The sequence below is a fragment of the Kitasatospora sp. NPDC089797 genome (assembly GCF_040684795.1).
In the GTDB taxonomy this organism is placed as follows: Bacteria; Actinomycetota; Actinomycetes; order Streptomycetales; family Streptomycetaceae; genus Kitasatospora.
Genome location: NZ_JBFBGS010000058.1, coordinates 42,839 through 65,196, shown reverse-complemented (window position 1 = coordinate 65,196; position 22,358 = coordinate 42,839). Strand labels below are relative to the sequence as shown.

At 71.6% G+C, this 22,358-nt stretch carries 21 protein-coding genes and 1 rRNA gene; 16 read left to right on the top strand and 6 right to left on the bottom strand.

The window, feature by feature from the left end:
• From rrf to pstB, 9 genes are all read left to right on the top strand, one after another.
• Positions 1-76 (top strand): 5S ribosomal RNA (gene rrf, locus AB0O91_RS34575); the annotation flags it as partial.
• Positions 77-148: 72 nt separating this feature from the next.
• Positions 149-1,156, top strand: coding sequence for a mycothiol synthase (gene mshD, locus AB0O91_RS34570; protein ID WP_363441727.1), 1,008 nt, complete (start codon positions 149-151; stop codon positions 1,154-1,156).
• Positions 1,157-1,512: 356 nt separating this feature from the next.
• On the top strand, positions 1,513-3,690 hold the full coding sequence (locus tag AB0O91_RS34565) for an RNA degradosome polyphosphate kinase (RefSeq protein WP_363441725.1): 2,178 nt from the start codon (positions 1,513-1,515) through the stop codon (positions 3,688-3,690).
• Positions 3,691-3,810: 120 nt separating this feature from the next.
• Positions 3,811-4,899, top strand: a complete 1,089-nt coding sequence (locus AB0O91_RS34560; protein WP_363441723.1) for a CHAD domain-containing protein — start codon at positions 3,811-3,813, stop codon at positions 4,897-4,899.
• Between the two features lie 88 nt (positions 4,900-4,987).
• Entirely contained in the window at positions 4,988-5,428 is a 441-nt protein-coding gene (locus AB0O91_RS34555) for an NUDIX hydrolase (RefSeq protein ID WP_363441732.1), read from the top strand.
• Positions 5,429-5,654: 226 nt separating this feature from the next.
• A complete protein-coding gene (pstS, locus tag AB0O91_RS34550; protein WP_363441721.1) occupies positions 5,655-6,791 on the top strand; it encodes a phosphate ABC transporter substrate-binding protein PstS in 1,137 nt (378 codons plus the stop codon).
• A gap of 151 nt (positions 6,792-6,942) precedes the next feature.
• Complete coding sequence (gene pstC, locus AB0O91_RS34545; protein WP_363441719.1) at positions 6,943-7,920, top strand: phosphate ABC transporter permease subunit PstC; 978 nt, start codon at positions 6,943-6,945, stop codon at positions 7,918-7,920.
• On the top strand, positions 7,917-8,993 hold the full coding sequence (gene pstA / locus AB0O91_RS34540) for a phosphate ABC transporter permease PstA (protein WP_363441717.1): 1,077 nt from the start codon (positions 7,917-7,919) through the stop codon (positions 8,991-8,993). Before pstC ends, pstA begins: the two co-directional genes overlap by 4 nt.
• Before the next feature lie 43 nt (positions 8,994-9,036).
• The gene (gene pstB, locus AB0O91_RS34535; RefSeq protein ID WP_363441715.1) at positions 9,037-9,813 is read left to right on the top strand and encodes a phosphate ABC transporter ATP-binding protein PstB; all 777 of its coding nucleotides are present in this window, start codon (positions 9,037-9,039) and stop codon (positions 9,811-9,813) included.
• A gap of 367 nt (positions 9,814-10,180) precedes the next feature.
• Here pstB and AB0O91_RS34530 read toward each other — a convergent pair whose 3' ends face one another.
• Both AB0O91_RS34530 and AB0O91_RS34525 read right to left on the bottom strand, forming a co-directional pair.
• Positions 10,181-11,176: an inorganic phosphate transporter gene (locus AB0O91_RS34530; RefSeq protein ID WP_363441713.1), complete on the bottom strand. Its 996-nt coding sequence runs from the start codon at positions 11,174-11,176 to the stop codon at positions 10,181-10,183.
• 5 nt (positions 11,177-11,181) lie between these two features.
• Positions 11,182-11,802: a DUF47 family protein gene (locus AB0O91_RS34525; protein ID WP_030059626.1), complete on the bottom strand. Its 621-nt coding sequence runs from the start codon at positions 11,800-11,802 to the stop codon at positions 11,182-11,184.
• Between the two features lie 359 nt (positions 11,803-12,161).
• Here AB0O91_RS34525 and AB0O91_RS34520 point away from each other — a divergent pair, with 359 nt between their 5' ends.
• Positions 12,162-12,542, top strand: coding sequence for a metal-sensitive transcriptional regulator (locus AB0O91_RS34520; protein ID WP_363441711.1), 381 nt, complete (start codon positions 12,162-12,164; stop codon positions 12,540-12,542).
• 28 nt (positions 12,543-12,570) lie between these two features.
• On the opposite strand, the gene AB0O91_RS34515 is transcribed toward AB0O91_RS34520, so the two are convergent.
• Both AB0O91_RS34515 and AB0O91_RS34510 read right to left on the bottom strand, forming a co-directional pair.
• Positions 12,571-12,759 (bottom strand): hypothetical protein, encoded by a 189-nt coding sequence (locus AB0O91_RS34515; RefSeq protein ID WP_363441709.1) that lies wholly within the window; start codon positions 12,757-12,759, stop codon positions 12,571-12,573.
• Positions 12,760-12,938: 179 nt separating this feature from the next.
• Complete coding sequence (locus AB0O91_RS34510) at positions 12,939-13,838, bottom strand: hypothetical protein (RefSeq protein ID WP_363441707.1); 900 nt, start codon at positions 13,836-13,838, stop codon at positions 12,939-12,941.
• Between the two features lie 172 nt (positions 13,839-14,010).
• Here AB0O91_RS34510 and AB0O91_RS34505 point away from each other — a divergent pair, with 172 nt between their 5' ends.
• A complete protein-coding gene (locus AB0O91_RS34505; RefSeq protein ID WP_363441734.1) occupies positions 14,011-14,205 on the top strand; it encodes a hypothetical protein in 195 nt (64 codons plus the stop codon).
• Positions 14,206-14,249: 44 nt separating this feature from the next.
• Here the strand turns inward: AB0O91_RS34505 and AB0O91_RS34500 are convergent, their stop codons facing one another.
• Both AB0O91_RS34500 and AB0O91_RS34495 read right to left on the bottom strand, forming a co-directional pair.
• The gene (locus AB0O91_RS34500; protein ID WP_363441705.1) at positions 14,250-14,969 is read right to left on the bottom strand and encodes a phosphatase PAP2 family protein; all 720 of its coding nucleotides are present in this window, start codon (positions 14,967-14,969) and stop codon (positions 14,250-14,252) included.
• A gap of 188 nt (positions 14,970-15,157) precedes the next feature.
• Positions 15,158-16,369 (bottom strand): bifunctional lytic transglycosylase/C40 family peptidase, encoded by a 1,212-nt coding sequence (locus tag AB0O91_RS34495; RefSeq protein ID WP_363441730.1) that lies wholly within the window; start codon positions 16,367-16,369, stop codon positions 15,158-15,160.
• Between the two features lie 248 nt (positions 16,370-16,617).
• Between AB0O91_RS34495 and AB0O91_RS34490 the strand changes: the two genes are divergently transcribed.
• The 5 genes from AB0O91_RS34490 (at position 16,618) to AB0O91_RS34470 (ending at position 22,227) form a co-directional block, all read left to right on the top strand.
• On the top strand, positions 16,618-16,968 hold the full coding sequence (locus AB0O91_RS34490; RefSeq protein WP_363441703.1) for a hypothetical protein: 351 nt from the start codon (positions 16,618-16,620) through the stop codon (positions 16,966-16,968).
• 169 nt (positions 16,969-17,137) lie between these two features.
• Complete coding sequence (locus AB0O91_RS34485) at positions 17,138-17,959, top strand: hypothetical protein (protein WP_363441701.1); 822 nt, start codon at positions 17,138-17,140, stop codon at positions 17,957-17,959.
• Positions 17,949-19,232: a hypothetical protein gene (locus tag AB0O91_RS34480; RefSeq protein ID WP_363441699.1), complete on the top strand. Its 1,284-nt coding sequence runs from the start codon at positions 17,949-17,951 to the stop codon at positions 19,230-19,232. The genes AB0O91_RS34485 and AB0O91_RS34480 overlap by 11 nt, the downstream gene beginning before the upstream one ends.
• Positions 19,233-19,239: 7 nt before the next feature.
• Positions 19,240-20,814 carry an SCO6880 family protein gene (locus AB0O91_RS34475; protein ID WP_363441697.1) on the top strand — a complete coding sequence of 525 codons (1,575 nt, stop codon included), beginning with the start codon at positions 19,240-19,242 and terminating at the stop codon, positions 20,812-20,814.
• Positions 20,815-20,877: 63 nt separating this feature from the next.
• Complete coding sequence (locus tag AB0O91_RS34470; protein ID WP_363441695.1) at positions 20,878-22,227, top strand: ATP-binding protein; 1,350 nt, start codon at positions 20,878-20,880, stop codon at positions 22,225-22,227.
• Positions 22,228-22,358: the final 131 nt, after the last annotated feature.

Genomic DNA, 22,358 nt, shown 5'->3' with positions numbered 1-22,358 from the left:
GAACCCGGAAGCTAAGCCTCACAGCGCCGATGGTACTGCAGGGGGGACCCTGTGGGAGAGTAGGACGCCGCCGAACAATCATTCAGAAAAGCCCCTGATCCCTACGGATCAGGGGCTTTTCGCATTTCCCTTGACGTATCGTCGGGGCATGGACGATCAGACAGCGGTCATTGCGAACAACGTGCTCCGCGCCGAGCAGCGCGACGGCGCCCTGCGCGTGCTGGCGGATGCCCAGGCGGTCGACGGCCGGGCCGCCGTGTCCGAACAGGGCCGGCTCCGGCTGCGAAACGCCGAGACTCCCCGCCCGGGCGTGACCCACGTGATCGGAACCGACCCGAAGTCCGGGAGCGGAACCGCCTCCGATACCGGAGCGGCAGTCGTCGGCTACGGCCAGCTGGAGGTCCCGGAGGCCGGGCCCGCCAACCCGGCCGCCGAGCTGGTGGTCGACCCGGCCGCCCGCGGCCGCGGCCTGGCCCGTCCGCTGGTCGACGCGGTGCTGGCCCGGGCCCATGCGGCCGGCCGGGACGCGGTGGACTTCTGGGTGCACGGAGGCCACCCGGCGGCCCGGCACCTGGCCGAGGCGTACGGCGCCGAGCTGGTCCGCGAGCTGCGGCAGATGCGCCGCAGCGGTCCGCAGACCGAGGCCGTGTCCGTCCCCGAGGGCATCGAGCTCCGCACCTTCCGCCCGGGCGAGGACGACGCGGAGTGGCTGCGGCTGAACGCCCTGGCCTTCGCCCACCACCCGGAGCAGGGGTCCTGGACGGAACAGGACCTGGCGGAGCGGATCGCCGAGCCCTGGTTCGACCCGGCCGGCTTCTTCCTGGCGACCCGGGGCGGCAGGGTGGTCGGTTTCCACTGGACCAAGGTGCACCCGGCGAGCGCCACCGAGCCGGAGCTCGGCGAGGTGTACGTCGTCGGGGTGGACCCGACCGAGCAGGGCAGCGGCCTCGGCCGCGCGCTGACCGCCGCGGGCCTGCGTCATCTGACGGGCTCGGCGGCCGGCGAGCGTGGACTGGAGACGGTGCTCCTCTACGTCGACGCCGACAATCCGGCTGCCGTCCGGGTGTACGAGCGACTGGGTTTCACCGTTCACGAGGTGGACCTCATGTACCGCGCCCGGTACCGGGCGGATCAGCAGGCGGATCACCAGGAGTAGAAGCGGGTGGAAGCGGCCGCCCGCCCGGCCGGGCCCGGTGACGCCGAAGCACCGGCCCGGCGGTAACGAAGCGGTCGCGGCCGGGCGGCGGGGGCGGGCTCCGCCCCTTGCTCCGACCGACTCAGCTTTCCTCCTGGCCATGCGGTGTTTACCGTGGATTCAATTGCTGCCGCGAAGATCACAGGATGAAGTCCGTCGTGTCTCGCTCGTGCAGAGTCGACCGCCATTCCCCGGCCGGTCCTGTACGGACCGCGCCCGGTGGGTGGGCGCTGTCCCCCGGGGCGGCCCGGGGCGAGGGCGACGGCCCGCAGAGCCGATCGCGTCCGGACACCGTCCTGCTGGAGGAGCTGGAACCCATGAGCATCCCCCGCCCCGTCCCTGCCCCGGTGTCGCCGCCGGCCCGGATGTCCAGTGCGCTGGGCATCCCCCCGGAGCTGCCGGCCACGGACGAGCAGGAGTTCGAAGCGTTGCCGCAGGGCCGCTTCCTGGACCGTGAGCGCAGTTGGCTCGCGTTCAACGAACGCGTCCTGGAGCTGGCCGAGGATCCGGGGATCCCGCTCCTGGAGCGGGCGAAGTTCCTGGCGATCTTCGCCAGCAACCTGGACGAGTTCTTCATGGTCCGGGTCGCCGGGCTCAAGCGCCGGATCGCCACCGGAGTGGCCCAGCGCAGTGCGTCCGGCCTCCAGCCGCGCGAGGTGCTGGACCTGATCTGGACCCGCTCGCGCGAGCTGATGGCGCGTCATGCCGCCGCCTGTCAGCAGGAGGTGCTGCCGGACCTCGCCGCCGAGGGCATCGAGCTGGTCCGCTGGCCGGAGCTGGCGGAGAAGGAGCAGGCCCGGCTGCACACCCTGTTCCGGCAGAAGATCTTCCCGGTGCTGACCCCGCTGGCGGTCGACCCGGCGCACCCCTTCCCGTACATATCGGGGCTCTCCCTCAACCTGGCCGTGGTCGTCCGCAACCCGGTGTCCGGCCACAAGCACTTCGCCCGGGTGAAGGTGCCGCAGTCGCTGGCCCGCTTCCTGGAGGCCTCGCCCCAGCGCTACGTCCCGCTGGAGGACGTGATGGGCGCGCACCTGGAGGAGCTCTTCCCGGGGATGGAGGTGCTCGCCCACCACGCCTTCCGGGTCACCCGCAACGAGGACCTGGAGGTGGAGGAGGACGACACCGAGAACATCCTCAAGGCCCTGGAGAAGGAGCTGATGCGGCGGCGGTTCGGCCCGCCGGTGCGGCTGGAGGTCGAGGAGTCGATCGACCCCTACATCCTGGACCTGCTGGTGCGGGAGCTGAACATCACCGAGGCGGAGGTCTTCCCGCTGCCCGGACCGCTCGACCTGACCGGCCTGTTCGGGATCGCCGAGCTGGACCGGCCGGAGCTGAAGTACCCGAAGTTCGTGGCCGGTACGGCCCGCGGACTGACCGACGTCGAGTCGGCCTCCCAGCCGGACATCTTCGCCGCGATGCGCGAGCGCGACGTCCTGCTGCACCACCCGTACGACAGCTTCTCCACCTCGGTGCAGGCCTTCCTGGAGCAGGCGGCCGCCGACCCGGACGTGCTGGCGATCAAGCAGACCCTGTACCGCACCTCGGGCGACTCGCCGATCGTGGACGCGCTGATCGACGCGGCCGAGGCCGGCAAGCAGGTGCTGGTGCTGGTCGAGATCAAGGCGCGCTTCGACGAGCAGGCCAACATCAAGTGGGCCCGCAAGCTGGAGGAGGCCGGCTGTCACGTGGTCTACGGCCTGGTCGGGCTGAAGACCCACTGCAAGCTGTCGCTGGTGGTCCGCGAGGAGGGCGACACCCTGCGTCGCTACTCGCACGTCGGCACCGGCAACTACCACCCGAAGACGGCCCGGGTGTACGAGGACCTCGGCCTGCTCACCTCCGACCCGCAGGTCGGCGCGGACCTCTCGGACCTGTTCAACCGGCTGTCCGGCTACTCGCGCCGGGAGTCCTACCGCCGGCTGCTGACCGCCCCGCGGGGCCTGCGCGACGGGCTGGTCTCGCGGATCCACAACGAGATCGCCCATCACCAGGCCGGCCGGCCGGCGTTCGTGAAGCTCAAGGTCAACTCGATCGTCGACGAGGCCGTGATCGACGCCCTCTACCGGGCCTCCCAGGCCGGGGTGCCGGTGGACGTCTGGGTGCGCGGCATCTGCGCGATCCGGCCGGGGGTGCCGGGGCTGAGCGAGAACATCCGGGTGCGCAGCATCCTGGGGCGCTTCCTGGAGCACTCCCGGGTCTTCGTGTTCGGCAACAACGGCGATCCGGAGGTGTGGATCGGCAGCGCCGACATGATGCACCGCAACCTGGACCGCCGGATCGAGGCCCTGCTGCGGATCACCGACCCGGCGCACCGCGCCGAGCTGTCCGGACTGATCGACCTGGGGGTGTCGGACGAGACCGAGTCCTGGCACCTGGCACCGGACGGCGCCTGGACCCGCCACTCCCAGGACGCCGAGGGGCGCCCGCTGCGGCACGTGCAGGACCTGCTCATCGACTCGCGCCAGCGTCGCCGGGCCGCCACCGCGCGCTGACGCGTCCACTGATGCGAGCCGCCGGAACGGTCGGGGCCCCGGGGCCCCGGGGGGAGCCGTTCCGGCGGTCGGCCACCAGCCTCGGGGAAGGGCCCCGGGGGAACGGGGATCAACCACGCCATGACCGATGCGCCGATGACGGCCCAGGCGGCCTCCACAGCGACCGCCGGGGACATCCTTTCCCGCCAGCTCACCGCCCAGGCCGGGGCGTTCCTGCGCGCCCTGCCGCTCGCGGTGGGCGAGGTCGGCGCCAGACCGGGCTCGGCCGCGGCCGTCCCGGCGAGCGGCACCGCCGACCTGCTGCGGGCCGTGCGGCGGATCGGCGGGCTGCTGCACACCTTCGGCGTCCTGTTCGAGCAGGCCTGGGCGCAGGAGTCGCGGACCGAGCTGCGCTGGCTGCTCAACCTGCTGGCGCTGGAGCCCGGTTACGTCCGCCGCTCGGCCCGGCTGCTGGGCGCGGTGGACTCGCTGAGCGGCACGGACCCGGAGGGGACGGGCATGCTGGCCGGGCACGCGGGTGCCCCCAAGGCGCGGGCGCTGTTGGACCGGCAGTTGACGCTGGCCCGGACCAGGGCGCACTCCACCGTGCTGCAGGAGCTCCGCTCGGCCCGGCTGCACGCGCTGGCGGACCGGATGACCCTGCTGGTCGGCGAGGCCCCGCTGCTGGAGGCGGCGGGCGGCCGGGCCCCGACGGTGCTGCTGCCGCAGGCGGCGGCCGCGTTCACCGCGCTGTCGACGAGCGCCCAGCAGCTGCCGCTGCGGCGGGCCGCGACGCCGTACGGCGGGGACGGGCTGCGCCGGCTGGGCGCGGTGCCGGCGGCGCGCGGTGCGGCGGACGCGGACACCGCGCTGGCGGCCGACGACGCGCCCTGGTCCCGGCTGCGGATCCTGGTGAAGCGGGCCCGGTACGCGCTGGAGGTGTGCGGCCGCCAGTCCGCCGAGCTGGACGAGCTGGACGTGGTGCTGGGCCGGCACCAGGAGGCGGCGGACGCCGCCGTCACCGCCGCGACGGCGGCGCGCACCCCGCGGATCACCCCCGCGACCGCCTACGTGCTGGGCGTGGTGCATGCTGATCAGCGACTGGAGGTGGAGGCGGCGCGGTACGCCTTCGGCCTCCGGTGGCCCGAACTCCCGCCGGGCCTGGACGGCTGGCTGGAGATTCCCCCCGCCGAGGGCTGGGGGCATTCCCCCGCACCCCGGACGGCCTGAATTGCGCGATCGCCTGAGCACCGGGCAGCCGTCGGCCCCGACCGCGGCCGGCCCGGGTCGCGGCCCGGTGGTCCTGGCGGCGGGCGGGGTGCTCTGGCTGCCCGGACGGCCCAAGCCGAGCGGCCGGCTGGGGCGGCCGCGGATCGCGGTGATCCACCGTCCGAAGTACGACGACTGGAGCCTGCCGAAGGGGAAGCTCGACCCGGGGGAGGGGGCGGTCGAGGCGGCGCTGCGCGAGGTGTGGGAGGAGACCGGCTTCCACTGCCTGCTCGGGCCGGAGCTGCCGACCCAGCACTACCTGGCGCAGGGCCGTCCGAAGGAGGTCCGGTACTGGGCGGCGGTGCCGACCGGCGGGGCCTTCCGGCCGAACCGCGAGGTCGACCGGATGGAGTGGCTGCCGGCCGGCAAGGCGCGCGTCCGGCTGACGCACGACCGCGACCGGTTGCTGGTGGACGCGTTGCTGGTGATCCTGGGTGCGAGGCCGGTACAGGTGTGCGAGGAACCGCCGGGGAAGGAACGGTGGAAGTGATCTCCCCGCGCCCGCGCCGTGACGCAACCGTTACTACGTGACGTAGTTTCCTGTCATCCGTTCGAGGTTCACTCTCCGTTCACTTGCGACCGGCTGACGTGTCACTTACCCGGCCTAACTTCGGGTCTACCGGAGGGCCGCACGGGCCCCGGACCACAGCAAAACCCGCGCTCGGCCGTGTCCGTACGGCCCGCGCAACGGGCAATGCCACAGAAAGGGACACCCTGTGAAGCTCCAGCGGAACGGCCGCTCCAAGGCCCTCGCCATCGGTGCCATGGCGCTCGTCAGCTCGCTGTCGCTCGCCGCCTGCGGTTCGGACGACAACAACAACACCAAGGCGTCCGGTGGTTCCGGCAGCTCCGCTGCGGCCAGCTCCGCGGTCAACTGTGGCAAGGCCGGCACCCTGCTCGGCGCCGGCTCGACCGCGCAGGCCCCCGCGATCGACGTGTGGAAGACCAACTTCGGCGCGGCCTGCTCCGGCACCACGGTCAACTACAGCGGCGGCGGCTCCGGTGCCGGTGTCCAGCAGTTCACCCAGGGCAAGGTCGCCTTCGCGGGCTCCGACTTCGCGCTGAAGCCGGCCGACGTCGACGCCTCCAAGGCCGTCTGCACCGGTGGCAAGGCGATCGACCTGCCGATGGTGGCCGGCCTGGTCTCGCTGGTCTACAACGTCGACGGCGTCGACAACCTGGTCCTGGACGGCCCGACCGCCGCCAAGATCTTCGACTCGCAGATCACCAAGTGGAACGACCCGGCCATCGCCGCCCTGAACCCGGGCGCCAAGCTGCCGGACGCCCCGATCCAGACCTTCCACCGGTCGGACGACTCGGGCACCACGTTCAACCTGACCTCCTACTTCGCCAAGACCTCCGGCGGAGCCTGGACCGCCGAGCCGAACAAGACCTGGAAGGGCAAGGACGGCCAGTCCGCGAACGGCAGCGCCGGCGTCTCCGCCCAGATCAAGCAGGTCAAGAACTCGATCGGCTACGCCGAGCTGTCCTACGCCCAGACCAACAACCTGAAGAGCGCCAAGATCGCCACCGGCGCCGCTCAGCCGGTCGAGGCGACCGCCGCCAACGCGGCCCTCACCATCGCGTCCTCCACCGTGTCCGGCACCGACGGCGACCTCGCGCTGTCCCTGGACTACGGCACCAAGGCCGACAACGCCTACCCGATCGTCCTGGTGACCTACGAGATCGCCTGCGACAAGGGCAACAAGGCCGAGACCCTGGACACCCTGAAGTCCTTCCTGACCTACACGATCAGCGACGCCGCCCAGAAGTCGATCGGCGACAAGGGCTACGTCCCGATGCCGGCCGCGATCGGCGACAAGGTCAAGGCCGCGGTCTCCACCCTCGCCTGACCCGACCGGACGACCGCCGGGACGGCCCCGTGAGCGAGGGGGGCCGGGGCCGTCCCCACGGATCGCACCGATCCAGCACCACCGTCCGGGGCACCGCCGCCATGGTGCCGTCCCCCTTCCCGGGGCGGCACCACCAGACCGGAGTAGACCAATGACTTCATCCTCCCCTGCCGCCCCGCGAGGCAGGGAACGCCGACCGCGCGACAGCCGCGTCGGCGACAAGATCTTCATGAACCTCGCCCGCGGTGCGGGCATCCTGCTGCTGGTCATCATGGCCGCGATCGCCGGCTTCCTGGCCTGGCGCTCGGGCATCGCCCTCAGCAACAACGACGGCAACTTCCTCACCACCTTCGAGTGGACGCCGGACGCCCCGAAGCCGGTCTTCGGCATCGCCGTCCTGGCCTTCGGCACCATCGTCAGCGCCCTGATCGCGATGGTGATCGCCGTCCCGGTGGCCATCGGGATCGCGCTGTTCATCTCGCACTACGCGCCGCGCCGGATCGCCCAGCCGTTCGCCTACCTGGTCGACCTGCTCGCCGCCGTGCCCAGCATCGTCTACGGCCTCTGGGGCGCGCTGTTCCTCGTCCCGCACATGGACGGGCTGACCAGCTGGCTCAACCAGTACCTCGGCTGGACGTACCTCTTCGAGCAGACCAAGAGCGGCCCGCCGCGCAACCTGTTCACCGTAGGCATCCTGCTGGCGATCATGATCCTGCCGATCATCACCGCGGTCTCCCGCGAGGTGTTCCGCCAGGTGCCGCGGATGCACGAGGAGGCGGCGCTCGCGCTCGGCGCGACCCGCTGGGAGATGATCCGCACCTCGGTGCTGCCGTTCGGCCGCCCCGGCATCATCTCGGCCTCGATGCTCGGCCTCGGCCGCGCGCTCGGCGAGACCATCGCGGTCGCGGTGGTGCTCTCCGCCAACAGCGTCCTGTCGCTGCACATCCTCGACGCGGGCGGCGGCACCTTCGCGCAGAACATCGCGCTGAAGTTCGCCGAGGCCGGCAACAACGGCCGCGACGCGCTGATGGCCTCCGGCCTCGTCCTGTTCGTCATCACCCTGCTGGTGAACGGTGCCGCGCGACTGATCATCGCCCGCCGCAAGGAGTACTCGGGGGCCAACGCATGAGCATCGTCACGAGCGTCCCCGAGGACGCCCGGCCGCAGGTCGGCCCGAAGCTGACCGCCAACCGGCTGCCCAAGTGGACCCCGCCCGCCGTCGCCGTCGGCTCGATCGCGGTCGGCTGCGGGATCGGCGCCGCCGCCGGCCTGGAGAGCCACCTCCAGTGGGGCCTGCTCTCGGCCCTGCTGTTCCTGCTTGGCAGCTACCTGCTCTCGGCCCAGGTCGAGGGCCGCCGTCAGGCCAAGGACCGCTTCGCCACCTCGGTGGTCTGGGTCGCCTTCATCCTGGCCGTCGTCCCGCTCGTCTCGCTGACCGTCTACACGATCCAGCAGGGCATCGGCGTGGTGAACGGGAACTTCCTGAGCCACTCGATGAAGGGCGTCATCCAGTCCGGCCCCGGCGGCGGCATGTACCACGCGCTGCTCGGCACCCTGCAGCAGGTCGGCCTGGCCACCCTGATGGCCGCCCCGCTGGGTCTGCTGACCGCCGTCTACCTGGTCGAGTACGGCCGCGGCCGGCTCGCCAAGGCCGTCACCTTCTTCGTCGACGTCATGACGGGTGTCCCGTCGATCGTCGCCGGTCTGTTCATCCTCTCGGTCTGGAACCTCGCCCTGGGCTTCAGCTACTCCGGCTTCTCGGGCAGCCTCGCGCTGGCGATCCTGATGATCCCGGTCGTGGTCCGGTCCACCGAGGAGATGCTCAAGCTCGTCCCGAACGAGCTGCGCGAGGCCTCGTACGCCCTCGGCGTGCCGAAGTGGAAGACCATCCTGCGGATCGTCCTCCCCACCGCGATCGGCGGCATCACCACCGGTGTGATGCTCGCGGTCGCCCGCATCACGGGCGAGACCGCCCCGGTGATGATGCTGGTGTTCGGCGCCGACTACATCAACAGCAACCCGTTCGACGGACCGCAGCAGTCCCTGCCGATGTACATCTGGCAGCAGTACTCGGTGGTCAACAACGACTTCGGCTACGCCCGTGCCTGGGGTGCGGCGCTGGTGCTGATCGCCTTCGTGATGGGGCTCAACCTCATCGCCCGGGGCATCGCACGCTGGCGCTCGCCCAAGGGCGGACACTGAGCGACCGACTGACGTACGAAGACAGACGAGAGAAGCAACGATCATGGCCAAGCGCATCGACGTCAGCGGACTGTCGGCCTACTACGGCACCACCAAGGCCATCGAGGACATCTCGATGAGCATCGAACCCCGCTCGGTGACCGCCTTCATCGGCCCCTCCGGCTGCGGCAAGTCGACCTTCCTGCGCACCCTCAACCGGATGCACGAGGTGATCCCCGGCGCCCGGGTCGAGGGCAAGGTCCTCCTGGACGACGAGAACCTGTACGCCTCCAACGTCGACCCGGTCGCCGTGCGCCGCTCGATCGGCATGGTCTTCCAGCGCCCGAACCCGTTCCCGACCATGTCGATCTACGACAACGTGGTCGCCGGGCTCCGGCTCGCCGGCGTGAAGAAGAAGGCCGTCCTGGACGAGGTGGTGGAGCGCTCGCTCAAGGGCGCCAACCTCTGGAACGAGGTCCACACCCGGCTGAGCAAGCCGGGCGCCGGCCTCTCCGGCGGCCAGCAGCAGCGCCTCTGCATCGCCCGCGCGATCGCGGTCGAGCCGCAGGTCCTGCTGATGGACGAGCCCTGCTCCGCGCTCGACCCGATCTCCACCCTCGCCATCGAGGACCTGATCGGCGAGCTGAAGTCGCAGTTCACCATCGTCATCGTGACCCACAACATGCAGCAGGCGGCCCGCGTCAGCGACCGCACCGCCTTCTTCAACCTGGCGGGCGTCGGCCAGCCGGGCAAGCTGATCGAGCTGGACGACACCCAGCGGATCTTCTCCAACCCGTCGGTGCAGGCGACCGAGGACTACATCTCCGGCCGCTTCGGCTAGAGCCGGACCCCAGCTGTCCCGCGGTGCTGCATGGCGGTGCCGCCGCGGGGCATGAAGAAGGGCCCGCCCCCGAGATGTGGGGGCGGGCCCTGTTCTGTTGTTCGCCCGCTCGCCTCCGGGCCGCTCTTGTCCGGTGCCGACGGTCGGCGCTCCGGCGCTCGTTCCTCGCTTGTCGCTTCTCCCTTTCGGTACCGGCGCGGCCCTTCGGCTCGGGGCGGGGTCTGTTGTTCGCCCGCTCGCCTCCGGGCCGCTCCGGCCCGGTGCCGACGGTCGGCGCTCCCTCGCTCCTGCGTCGCTCCCTCGCTTCCTCCCTTTCGGCACCGGCGCGGCCCTTCGGCTCGGGGCGGGAGGGCCAGGTGCCCGGGGCTCAGCCCCAGAAGAGGTGGACGAACCAGTACATCAGCGCTGCGACGATGGCGGCCGCCGGCATCGTGATGAACCAGCCGAGCACGATGTTCTTGGCGACGCCCCAGCGCACCGCGCGGATCCGCTTGGTGGCCCCCGCGCCCATGATCGCCGCGGTGATCACGTGGGTGGTGGAGATCGGCGCCTTGAAGACGAACGAGGTGATGTACATGATCGCCGCAGAGGTGGCCTCGGCGGCGAAGCCCTGCGGCGGGTCCAGCTCGATGATCTTGCGGCCGAGGGTCCGCATGATCCGCCAGCCGCCCGCGTAGGTGCCCAGCGAGAGCATCGTCGCGCAGGAGATCTTCACCCAGACCGGGATGCCGCCGCCGGTCTGGTGGCCCGAGATGGTGAGCGCCATGACCACGATGCCCATGGTCTTCTGGGCGTCCTGCAGACCGTGCGCCAGCGCCATCGCGGCGGCCGAGGCGGTCTGGGCGACCCGGAAGTTGCGCTTGGCGCGGTGCGGGTTGGCCCGGCGGAACAGCCAGAGGATCGCCAGCATCACGGCGAAGCCGCCGATCAGGCCGACGATCGGCGAGACGATCATCGGGATGACGATCTTGTCGAGGACCCCGCTCCAGATCACGTCGATGCCGCCGGCCAGCGCCGCGCCCACCATGCCGCCGAACAGCGCGTGCGAGGAGGAGGACGGCAGTCCGAAGTACCAGGTGATCAGGTTCCAGGCGATCGCGCCGACCAGGGCGGCGAAGAGGATCGCCATCCCCTGGTTGCCGGTGGGGGTCTCGATGATCCCCTTGGAGACGGTGTGCGCCACGCCGCTGCCCAGGAAGGCACCGGCCAGGTTCATCACGGCGGCCATCGCGAGCGCGGCCTTCGGGGTCAGTGCCCGGGTGGAGACCGACGTGGCGATCGCGTTCGCCGAGTCGTGGAAGCCGTTGGTGTACGTGAAGAAGAACGCAACGCCGATGACGGCGATGAGTGCAGCCGTGTCCACGAGGGTCAGGACTCCTTGACGGCGATGGTCTCCACCGTGTTGGCGACGTGCTCGAACGCGTCCGCCGCCTCCTCAAGGACGTCCACGACCTGCTTCAGCTTGAGCACCTCGATGGCGTCGTACTGACCGGAGAAGAGGTGGGCGAGCAGCTTGCGGTGGATCTGGTCGGCCTGGTTCTCGAGCCGGTTGACCTCGATCCAGTACTCGGTGAGGTTCGACATGCTGCGCAGGTTGGGCATCGCCTCGGCGGTGAGTTCCGCGGCGCGCGCCAGCACCTCGATCTGCTGCTCGATGCCCTTCGGCAGGGTCTGGATGTCGTAGAGGACGACCAGGTCGACGGCCTCCTCCATGAAGTCCATGATGTCGTCCAGCGACGAGGCGAGGCTGTAGATGTCCTCGCGGTCGAAGGGCGTGATGAAGGAGGAGTTCAACTGGTGGAAGACGGCATGGGTGGTGTCGTCCCCGGCGTGCTCGGCGGCGCGCATGCGCTCGACGATCTCCGCGCGGGCCGACACGTCTGATCCCAGCAGTTCCAGCAGGAGCTTCGATCCGACGACGAGGTTCTCCGCGGCGGCGGCGAACATGTCGTAGAAACTCGTCTCCTTCGGGGTCAGGCTAAAACGCACGGAATTCTCCGATGTGCGGGGTAGGGACTGAACGATGCTAGGTGCAACCGAGCACGATCGCGCAAACGGGGTGGTGCCCGGGGAGGCGGAACCTCCTCTTCCGTTCGGTGCCGCACCGACCGGCCCGGACCGCACGGCCAGGTGTGGACGCAAGGACCCAGTCTGACGGAACCTCGCCCCGATCGCCCTCGTCCTGCGCCGCGCCCGACCGGGGCGCCGCTCAGACGGGTGAACCCCGCGGCGATCCCCACCAGGCCCTTCGGCACATGCCGGGTGGGCCGTCGGAACACCACACCGGGCCCCGGTGTTGGACACTGGTGGCCGACGCAGCCACCAGGCACTCAGACGAAGGCGGGCCGATGACCACGACGCAAGCGCGCACCGAGCCGGACGACGCGCCGGGCACCGAGCCGCAGGCCGGCACCCCCGCCACCGCGGGCCACCCGGGCGGCCACGGCCCGCACGGCTACAGCGCCCAGAAGGACGCCCACCTCAAGCGGCTGCGCCGGATCGAGGGCCAGATCCGCGGTCTCCAGCGCATGGTCGACGAGGACGTCTACTGCATCGACGTGCTCACCCAGGTCTCGGCCAGCACCAAGGCGCTGCAGTCCTTCGCGCTCTCCCTGCTGGAGGAGCACCTGCGGCACTGCGTCGCCGCGGCCGCCGAACAGGGCGGCGTCGAGCTGGACGCCAAGGTGGCGGAGGCCTCGGCCGCGATCGGCCGGCTGCTGCGCAGCTGACCCGACCGGCGACGGACCGGGGCACCGGTCAGCCGTCGCCCTCCCGCTCGGCCCGGGTCGGGTCCACCCGGTCCAGCAGCACCTCGTCGATCCGCTCGGTCGGCAGCCGGTCACCGCTGCTGGCCGTCGCGGCGATCATCAGCTCGCCGGCCAGCTCGATCTCGTCGAGGGCCGCGTCGTCGTGGCCGCCGCTGCGGCCGCCCGTGGACGACACCACCTGCACCACCCCTTCAGTGCCTCGCCAGCCCGGGCGGCAGCCACCCGACGTCCAGCCTAGGCACTCCGGGGCCCGTCCACATGGCACGGACGGGCCATCTCGGCGCCCCCGAAACGGGTGGCCGTCGCTCCCCGGACGGCCACCCGCGCCGACGGCGCCCCGTATCGCCCCGGCGTCTGCTACTTCGGGCTCTCCGAGGGCTTCATCTGGTAGATGTCCGAAGCCGCCGGCTCGGCCGCCTCGACCGGCTTGCCGAAGTCCGACAACGAGGTGGTCGACGTGACCTTCACCTGGTCCTTCGCCTCCTTCGACCCGGCCACCCCGGCGAAGGTGAACACCTCCACCACCTTGTGCAGCCGGCCCTGGTCGTCCAGCCAGGCGTCGTACGGGACCTCCTTGACGGTGAAGGTCTGCCCGCCCATCCGCAGGCCGTCGCCGCCCCGGCCGCCGGTGGCGTCGGCCGCCTTGGCCAGGTCCAGGGTGCCCCGGTAGTGGTGCAGCGGGGTGCCGTCCACCGTCTCGGTGCCGACCAGGTCGGCCTTCTGCGCCCCGCGCAGCGCGCCCGCCGCCGACGCCGGGTCGGTGGCGCCGCCGCTGACCAGGTTGCCGTCCGGCAACTGGCGCACGTCCAGCTTGACCCACTTGCCCTCGGGCACCTTGGCACCGCTGTTCTGCAGGTAGACGGTGCCCGGCAGGACCACCTCGACGATCTTCCCGGTGGTGGCCGCCCCCGGCGGGACCTGGACCTCCAGCCGGCCGATCCGCTTCACGTAGTCGTAGCCGCCGCTCCCGGTGAAGGAGGCCTTCTTGTCGGCGGACTCCGTGACCAGCTCGGTGCCCGCGTGCGCGGAACCGGTGCGGCCGGTGATGTCCGCCGCGCTGCGCACCGCCGTCAGCGGGTCCGCGGCCAGCTGGTCGGGGGCGCTCGACTGCTGGTCGGAGGAGCCGCCGCCGGAGGAGCCCGAGCACCCGGCGGCCCCCGCGGCCAGGGCGGCGGTCAGCAGGGCCGCCCCGGCGGCCGAGCGCAGGTGCGGCCCCGGCCGGCGCGGCGGCCGTCCGGTTCTCTGCTGGTCGGTCATCTTCATCCTCGCGACAACCCCCTCGGGACCGACTGCCCGGGCGGACACCGCGACGGGCAGAGCTCTTTCCGGGCAAACGAGTTGGACTGCGAAGAGTTACGGCCTCCGGTCGTCGCACAGGGCCGACGGCGGGGTTCGCGCCCCGGCCGCCCGGCGCGTTACGGTGAACCACGTGCACAGTGAGCTGCCGGTCACCCCCGGCACCACCCCGATGCCCGAGCACCGTGTCGCCGTCGGCGAACGCGGTTCCTTCGCCTTCGCGACCTGTAGCTGCGGCTGGTACTCCGCCGCCCGCCGCTCCCGCGACCTGGCCCGCCGCGAGGCGGCCGACCACCTCGCCGACATCGGCGGCGACCCGGCGGACTAGGCCCGCTCCCGTGGTTCGGGCCGCTGCGCCCGGCGCGGCGGGGCTCAGGCCGCCAGGTCGGACTCCGGCGGCTGCTCCTCGGAGCGCACCGCGCCGCGGCCGCGCCGCCGTCCGCGCGGGGCGGTGCCGCGGGCGCTGCCGCCGCGCTCCGGTGCCCGGACCAGCGGGGCGACCGCCGTCCGGGTCAGCGCGTGGCAGAACGGGACCAGGACCGCCATGGCGATCGGCGCCAGCAGCAGCACCACGGCGACGGCGAGCGCGAAGCCGCCGATCACGTCGGTCGGGTAGTGGACGCCCATGAACATCCGGCAGAAGCCCTGCAGCAGGGCCAGGCCGCCGGCGATCCAGCCCAGCTTCCGGTTCACCAGGAAGAGCGCCACCGCCACGGCCATCGTCATGGTCGAGTGGTCGCTGACGAACGAGTGGGTGCCCGCCTTGCCGTCCACCAGCACCAGCAGCCCCGGGTGGTCGACGAAGGGCCGCGGCCGGTTCACGATCGCCGCGATCGGCAGGTTGGCCAGTTCGGCGATGGCCACCGAGAGCGGCACCCAGAGCAGCCCGGCGATCGCCACCGGGGCGTCCGGCCGGCGTCTGGCCTGCCACCAGCCCACCAGCCCGAGCACCGCGAGGCCGATCAGGATGCCGTACTCGCCGATCCACGAGACCAGGTGGTCCAGCCCCTGGGGGGAGCGTTTGGCCAGGCCGTTGACGGCGTAGAGCAGGCCGAGGTCGGGGTTGGTCGTGTCGGCAAGCGGCGTCGACACGCCGTACCTCCTTCTGGTCCGCTGCACCTGTTCGTTCCGGCCGGGGCCCGCCCGGCGCGGAAAGCTGACGAGGGACCACCGGACCCAACGTCATCGTCGGGACCAAGCGTTCCACGGAAACGCGCGGTTATGGAAACTTGACTCAGCGTCCACAGGCCGCACACAGAACGACGGACGACCCGGGCCGCTCAGCCGGTTCCCGCAGCTCCGGCGGCCCCCGTCGTCCCGGTGGTCCCCGCGGTTCCGTTGGGGCGGCCCGCCGCCGCGGTCGGGGCGGGCGGGGCGGCGACCGCGGGCCGGGCCGGGGCGGCCGGAGTCGTCGGGGCCGCCGGAGCGGCCGGGGTGGTGGGTGCGGTGGCGCCCGGGCGGCTCGGGGCGTTGACCGCGCCGTTGCCGCCGCCGCCCCGGGTCGGCAGCGCCTGGGCGCCGTCGGAGGTGACCCGGGTCGCGCCGATGTACTCCCGGGTGTCGATCTTGTCGTAGCGGATCACCGCGCCGGTGTGCGGTGCGTTGATCATGTAACCGCCGCCCACGTAGATCCCGACGTGGTGGATGCTGCGCGGATCGGACAGGTCCGTCGCGAAGAACACCAGGTCGCCCGGGCGCAGCTGATCCCGCGACGGGTGCGGGCCGGCGTACCACTGGTCGTTGGCCACCCGGGGCAGCTCGATGCCCACCGTCTCGAACGCGGCCCGGGTGAGCCCGGAGCAGTCGAACTGCCCGTTCTGCGAGGCGAGGCCCTCACCGCCCCACAGGTACGGCGTCCCGAGCTTGGTCTGCGCGAAGTAGATCGCGGCGGCCGACTGCGCGGACACCTCCACCGGCGCGGTCGGCGCGGCGAAACTGCGGGCCATCGCCTGGATGTTCCGGACGTAGCCCTGGGTCTCCTTGTACGGCGGGATGCCCCGGTTCTTCGTCACCGCGTACGGGCCCGCGTTGTAGGCCGCCAGCATGTTGGCCTGCGGGTCGCCCGGCACCCCGGAGACGTCCTTGGCCAGCGCGCAGTCGTAGACCGCCGCCGTGGCGATCGCGTCGTACGGGTTCCAGACGTCCTTCTTGCCGTCCCCGTCACCGTCGGTGGCGTACACCGGCCAGGTGTCCGGCATGAACTGCGCCATTCCCTGGGCCCCGACGCCCGATTGGGCCTTGGGATCGAAACCGCTTTCCTGGTACAGCTGCGCGGCGAGCATCGGTGGGGAGATCTCCGGGCAGAGCGAGCCCCACTTCTGGATCGCGTCCTGGTAGGCCGCCGGCACGGTGCCGGGGGAGAGGGCGGAACGATTCGCCGACTGCTGCGACGTCCCACTCGCCGCATACGTCCCGATCGTCACCAGACCGAGGAACCCGAACGCAACAACTCCCGCCGCAGCGGCGGCCGTACCGGCCTTCCGGAGTACCATCAGCACCATCCCGACGAATCGTCAGTCGAAGTGTCCCGGAAGGCGTTGCTCACCGCAATCATCAGAGATACAAAGAGTGAGCGCTATCCTTCGTACGGTGGACATCCTCGCGTACGTGTCCGATGCCTCACGACCAATCCGCGAGAAGTAGCCAAGTCGACATCAGATCTGGCCAAGAATAGGCACCGACCCTTCGCGCGGGCGGGGTCCGGGCCCTTGAATTTGCCTGATCGGGCGGTGAGATGGAAATGAACCTGAGCAGCGTGCACACCTATGCGGTCGGCCACCTGGCCGAGGACCCCCCCAAGAAGCCGAATATCGACACCATCATCGGCGGGATCGCCCCGGACTGGGGCCCGTTCTCGAGCCTCGGGTCGGAGGCCCGGGTGATGGTCGAGGTCATCATGGCCGTCGCCATCCTCATCTGCCTCGGCCTCGCCGTCTGGGGTGCGGCCAAACAGCGGATCGGCGCGACCGCGATGCGGGACAGCTTCGGCGCCGAACAGGGCAAGGGGCTGATCATCGCCGGGCTGACCGGCGTGTTCATCATTGGATCACTCGGCACTCTGTTCACCATTGTCTACGGCATGGCGATCTGACGATCGGACAGCAGTGACCCGGTCCCACTGAGGGCAGGTCCCCCGCCCGGACCTCCCCAGCGGGCCGACCCGCCAGGACTCCACCCCCCGTTCCCACCCTCCGTCCGCGCCCGCCCCCGGCCGGAGGGCCCCCGGAGCCGCCCCGGCTCCCCGCACCAGGAGGGCCGCCGTGCCGTTGTCCGACGACCAGCCGCACACCCGAACGCGGCTGCCGGTCGACGAACAGCCCTCCACGCCGCCGACCCTCCGTCAGTCCCGGCCTCTGCGCGCCCTGCTGACCGTCCTGGTGGTCGTCACCCTGCTCGTCGTCGCCATCTCGATCGCCAACCGCGGCAAGCCCGGTCCCGGCTCCGGCGGGACCGGCGGCTCCGCCGACCGCGCCGCCCCGACCGGCGGCTCCGGCGCCGGCCCGGCCCCCAGCGGCGACCAGCCCGTCGGCACCACCGTCAACGGCATCGCCTCCGGCTTCCCGCACAGTGAGCAGGGCGCCCAGTCCGCCGCCGCCAACTACGCCGTCGCGATCGGCTCCGCGGACATGTTCCGCACCGACAGCCGGCACACCATCGTCGCCACCATCGCCGACCCGGGCGCGGTGGGGGCGCTGCAGAGCCGGCTCGACCAGGGCTTCGGCGGCGACACCGCCGCCCACTACGGCCTCGACGCCCAGGGCCGGGCGCCCAAGGGCCTCACCTTCGTCAGTCGCACCGTCCCGGTCGGCACCAAGTCGACCGGCTACGGGGACCCGGACGCCAAGGTCGAGGTGTGGTGCACCGGCCTCACCGGCCTCGCCGGCGAACGCTCCGTCCAGCCGGTGACCGCCAACTGGTTCACCCTCACGCTCTCGCTGCACTGGACGGGGAGCGACTGGAAGCTCACCGACTTCACCAGCAGGCAGGGCCCCGCGCCGATGCCCGGAGACCAGCAGGCCGCCACCGCCGACGAGATCACCGGCGCCGTGCAGCAGTTCGGGGGGTTCCGCTATGCCCGTTGACCAGACCACTCGCAGGACGACCGCACGCCGTGCGGGTGCGCTGGCCGGTGTCCTGGCCACCTTGCAGGTGGTCGCGATGGTGGCGGCCCAGCGGGTCTTCGCCGATCCGTCGCCGTCGCCGACCGCCACCCCCACGTGTCAGAAGGTCGACCTCCCGATCCCGGGCAGTGACGCTGGATGCGCTCCCAACGGAGCCGTCGTCATCCCCGGCAGCGGCGCCGTCGGCACCGTCACCGACCCGTTGGGTTCGCTCGCCAAGGGGTGTGCCCAGGCGGCGGCGTGGGTGGTGCGGAAGCTGTCGGGGGCGATCGACGGGACGACGTCGGTGGACTTCACCAACCAGTCGTTCCTGCAGCAGTACGCCGTGGTGTTCGCGGTGTCGACGGTGATCACGCTGGTGCTGTGGCTGCTGGCGGTGACCAAGCGCGCGGTGCGCGGGGCGCCGTTGACGACGGCGATCTCGGAGGCGATCGGCTTCCTCTGGCTGACGGTGGTGGCCTCGGCGTTCACGCCGCTGATCCTGTTCACCATCGTGAGCGTGACGGACGGCCTGACGAAGGCGATCGCGGTCGGGACGAAGTCGGATACCGGGACGTACCTGAGCGGATTCGCGGACACCCTGGAGAAGGGCGACGTCGGCGGCGGGCCGCTGATCCTGGTGATCGTGTCGCTGGTCGCGGTGCTGGCCGCCGCGGTGCTCTGGATCGAGCTGGTGATCCGGGCGGCGATGCTCTACGTGGGCGCGCTGCTGGGGACGGCGGTGTACGCGGGCCTGGTGGACCGGCAGTTGTGGAAGCACGTGCGCCGGTGGGCCGGGATGATGCTGGCGGTGGACCTGGCGAAGCCGATCATCGTGATCATCATGGGGCTGGCGGGCGCGGTGGCGACCGGGGCCGGGGCCAACGACGACTTCGCCCGGGTGCTGTCCGGGCTGGCGATCCTGTTCCTGTCGATCTTCGCGAGCGCCGCGGTCTACCGCTTCGTGCCGACCTTCGGCGACGAGATGCTGAACATGCGCCGGGCCCGGGCGAGTGCGGTGTCGGCCGGCTCGGCGCTGATCAACGGCACCGCGAACCTGATGAAGCAGGGCATCACGACCCACGGCGACCGCGGGCCGCAGGCGGCCGGCGGGGGTGGCGGGGGTGCGGGCGGCGGCTCGGTGGCGCCCGGCATCGCCGCGCACGCCGGCCGGACCCCGGTCCCGCCGCCGCAGGCCGGGCCGCCGCAGGCCCCGGTTCCGATCCGCGACAGCAATCCAGCGAAGGGAGGGTGACGGGTAAGTGAGCAGCGAACCGCTCGGCCAGTACGGGGCCCAGTACGCCCAGCCGTACGTGCACCAGCGCCGCACCTACCTGATCGGCAAGGCCCGCCCGAACGCGCCGATCGGCCGCAACCGGGAGTCCGGGGAGATCCTGCTGATCATCTTCGGGGCGTTCCTCGGGATGCTCTGGGGCCTGCTGATGCCGGTCCTTCCCCTGCGGATCGCCGGTCTGATCGGCCTGCCGCTGCTGGCCATCGCGGCGGTCTACGTGCCGTACCGCAAGCGGACGTTCTACAAGTGGGTGGAGATCAACCGCACCTACCGTCGGACGGCCCGGAGCGGGCGCGGCCTGTGGCGTTCGGACGCGATGGACGCGGGCACCCGGATGGACGGCCGTGAGGTGGAGATCGGCCCGCCGCCCGGGGTGGGGCGGCTGCGCTGGCTGACCGCGCCGTTCGGGCCGGACGAGGTCGGGGTGCTGATGCACCTGGAGCGCCGGACGGTGACGGCCGCGATCGAGATCGAGGGGCCGGGCGTCGGGCTGCGCGACTCGGAGGACCAGGAGGCGCTGGTCGACCGCTTCGGCACGCTGCTGAAGCACGTCGCCAACGGGGACGGTTTCGTGACCCGGCTGCAGATCCTGGCCCGCACCCTGCCGGCCGACCCGGACGCGCACGCCAAGGACGTCGAGCGGCGCGGTGACCACGACGCGCCGCGCTGGCTGCAGGACTCGTACGACCAACTGCAGTCGATGGTGTCGACCTCCTCGGAGCAGCACCGGGCGTACCTGGTGGCCTGCATGCACTACACCCGTGACCTGGCCGCCGAGGCGCACGCGATGGGCCGCACCGCGACCGGCGGGCGGGCCCGGGACGACGACGGGCTGGCGGCCGTGATGGCCCGCGAGCTGACCGACATCTGCGCCCGGCTGGCGGAGGCGGACATCCGGGTGCGCCAGCCGCTGGGCCAGGCCCGGCTCTCCTCGCTGCTGCACTCGATGTACGACCCGGACCACCCGATCGACCACATCCAGGCGATGTCCCGGCGCAACGCCTGGCCGGCCGAGCTGGACGCGACCCACCCGCAGTACCTGACGGCGAAGACCCGGGAGTCGGTGACCCGGGAGCCGTGGTGCCACGCCACCGCGTGGATCAAGGAGTGGCCGCTCACCCCGGTGGGCGTCAACTTCCTGGCCCCGCTGCTGGTGCACACCCCGGACGTGATCCGGACGGTCGCGGTGACGATGGACCTGGAGCCCACCGACGTCGCGATCGAGCGGATGCTGACCGAGAAGACCAACGACGAGGCCGAGGCCAGCCGTGCGGCCAAGATGAACCGCACGGTCGACCCGCGCGACCTGGCCCACACCGGCCGGGTGGACCAGCGCGGTGACGACCTGGCCTCCGGCGCGGCCGGGGTGAACCTGGTCGGCTACATCACGGTCTCCTCGCGCAACCCCGATGCGCTGGCCCGCGACAAGCGGACCATCCGGGCCTCGGCGGGCAAGAGCTACCTCAAGCTGGAGTGGTGCGACCGCGAGCACCACCGGGCCTTCGTCAACACCCTCCCGTTCGCCACCGGCATCCGGCGCTGACCGGGCCCACCTCCCGCACCCCGTCCACCGTCCGCCTTCCCCGCTGGCACCAGGAGGCCGCCCATGGCGCTCGGCAACCTCACCGACGCGTTCACCAGCCTGATGTTCGGCAAGGTGGAGACCACCCGGCTGCCGGTGCGCACCTCCACCGGCCAGGCCCAGGCGGTCTACCTGCCCACCGCCGCACCGGGGTTGGGCGACTCGGGCGTGATCATCGGGCGCGAGGTGTACAGCGGCAAGGGCTACGTGTACGACCCCTTCCAGCTGTACGGGCAGCAGCTGCCGGCCCCGCACTGGCTGGTGCTGGGCGAGTCCGGCAACGGCAAGTCCGCGCTGGAGAAGACCTACGTGCTGCGGCAGTTGAGGTTCCGTGACCGGCAGGTCGTGGTGCTCGACGCGCAGGGCGAGGACGGCGTCGGCGAGTGGAACCTGATCGCGAACGCGCTCGGCATAAAGTCGATCCGGCTGGACCCGATGGCGGCCCGGGACGGCGGGGTGAAGCTCAACCCGCTGGACCCGGCGATCACCCAGACCGGTCAGCTGTCGCTGCTGCGCACCATCGTCGAGGTGGCGATGGGGCGCGGTCTGGAGGAGCGGGCGGGCTTCGCGCTGAAGGCCGCGCACGCCCATGTGGTGGCCTCGGTGCAGGGGCGTCAGCCGGTGCTGGACGACATCATCGACACCCTGCGCAACCCCGACCTCTCCTCGGTGGAGTCGCTGGGGGTGGCGGTGGACGAGGTGCAGTCCTGGGGCCTGGACGTGGCGTTGGTGCTGGACCGGCTGGTCGACGGCGACCTGCGCGGCATGTTCGACGGCCCGACCAGCGACGGCATCGACCTGGACGCGCCGCTGATCGTCTTCGACCTCTCGCACATCGACCGCAACTCGATCGCGATGCCGATCCTGATGGCGATCGTCGGGGTGTGGCTGGAGCACACCTGGATCCGGCCGGACCGGAAGAAGCGCATCTTCCTGGTCGAGGAGGCCTGGCACATCATCAACAGCCCCTTCGTGGCCCAGCTGTTCCAGCGGCTGCTGAAGTTCGGGCGCCGGCTCGGGCTGTCCTTCGTGGCGGTGGTGCACCACCTGTCGGACGTGGTGGACGGCGCGGCGGCCAAGGAGGCCTCGGCGATCCTCAAGATGGCCTCCACCAGGACGATCTACATGCAGAAGGCCGAGGAGGCGCGGGCCACCGGCCGGGTGCTGGGCCTGCCGCGCTGGGCGGTGGAGATCATCCCGACGCTGTCGCCGGGCATCGCGGTGTGGGACGTCAACGGCAACGTCCAGGTGGTCAAGCACATCATCACCGACACCGAGCGGCCGCTGGTGTACACCGACCGCGCGATGACCGAGGACGCGGTGGCCGAACGGGTGCGGGCCGAGCGGCAGTTGGCGGCCGAGCCGGGGGTCTGAGCAGGGCGGGGGTGCGCGCGCGGCCGGGGGTCCGAGCAGGGCGGGAACCCCGGCGGGGCCCGGGGCCGGAGCGACGCCCGGGAGTTCGTCCGCAGGCTACCGGGGCCGGTGGGACGGCGATGGTTCGTCAG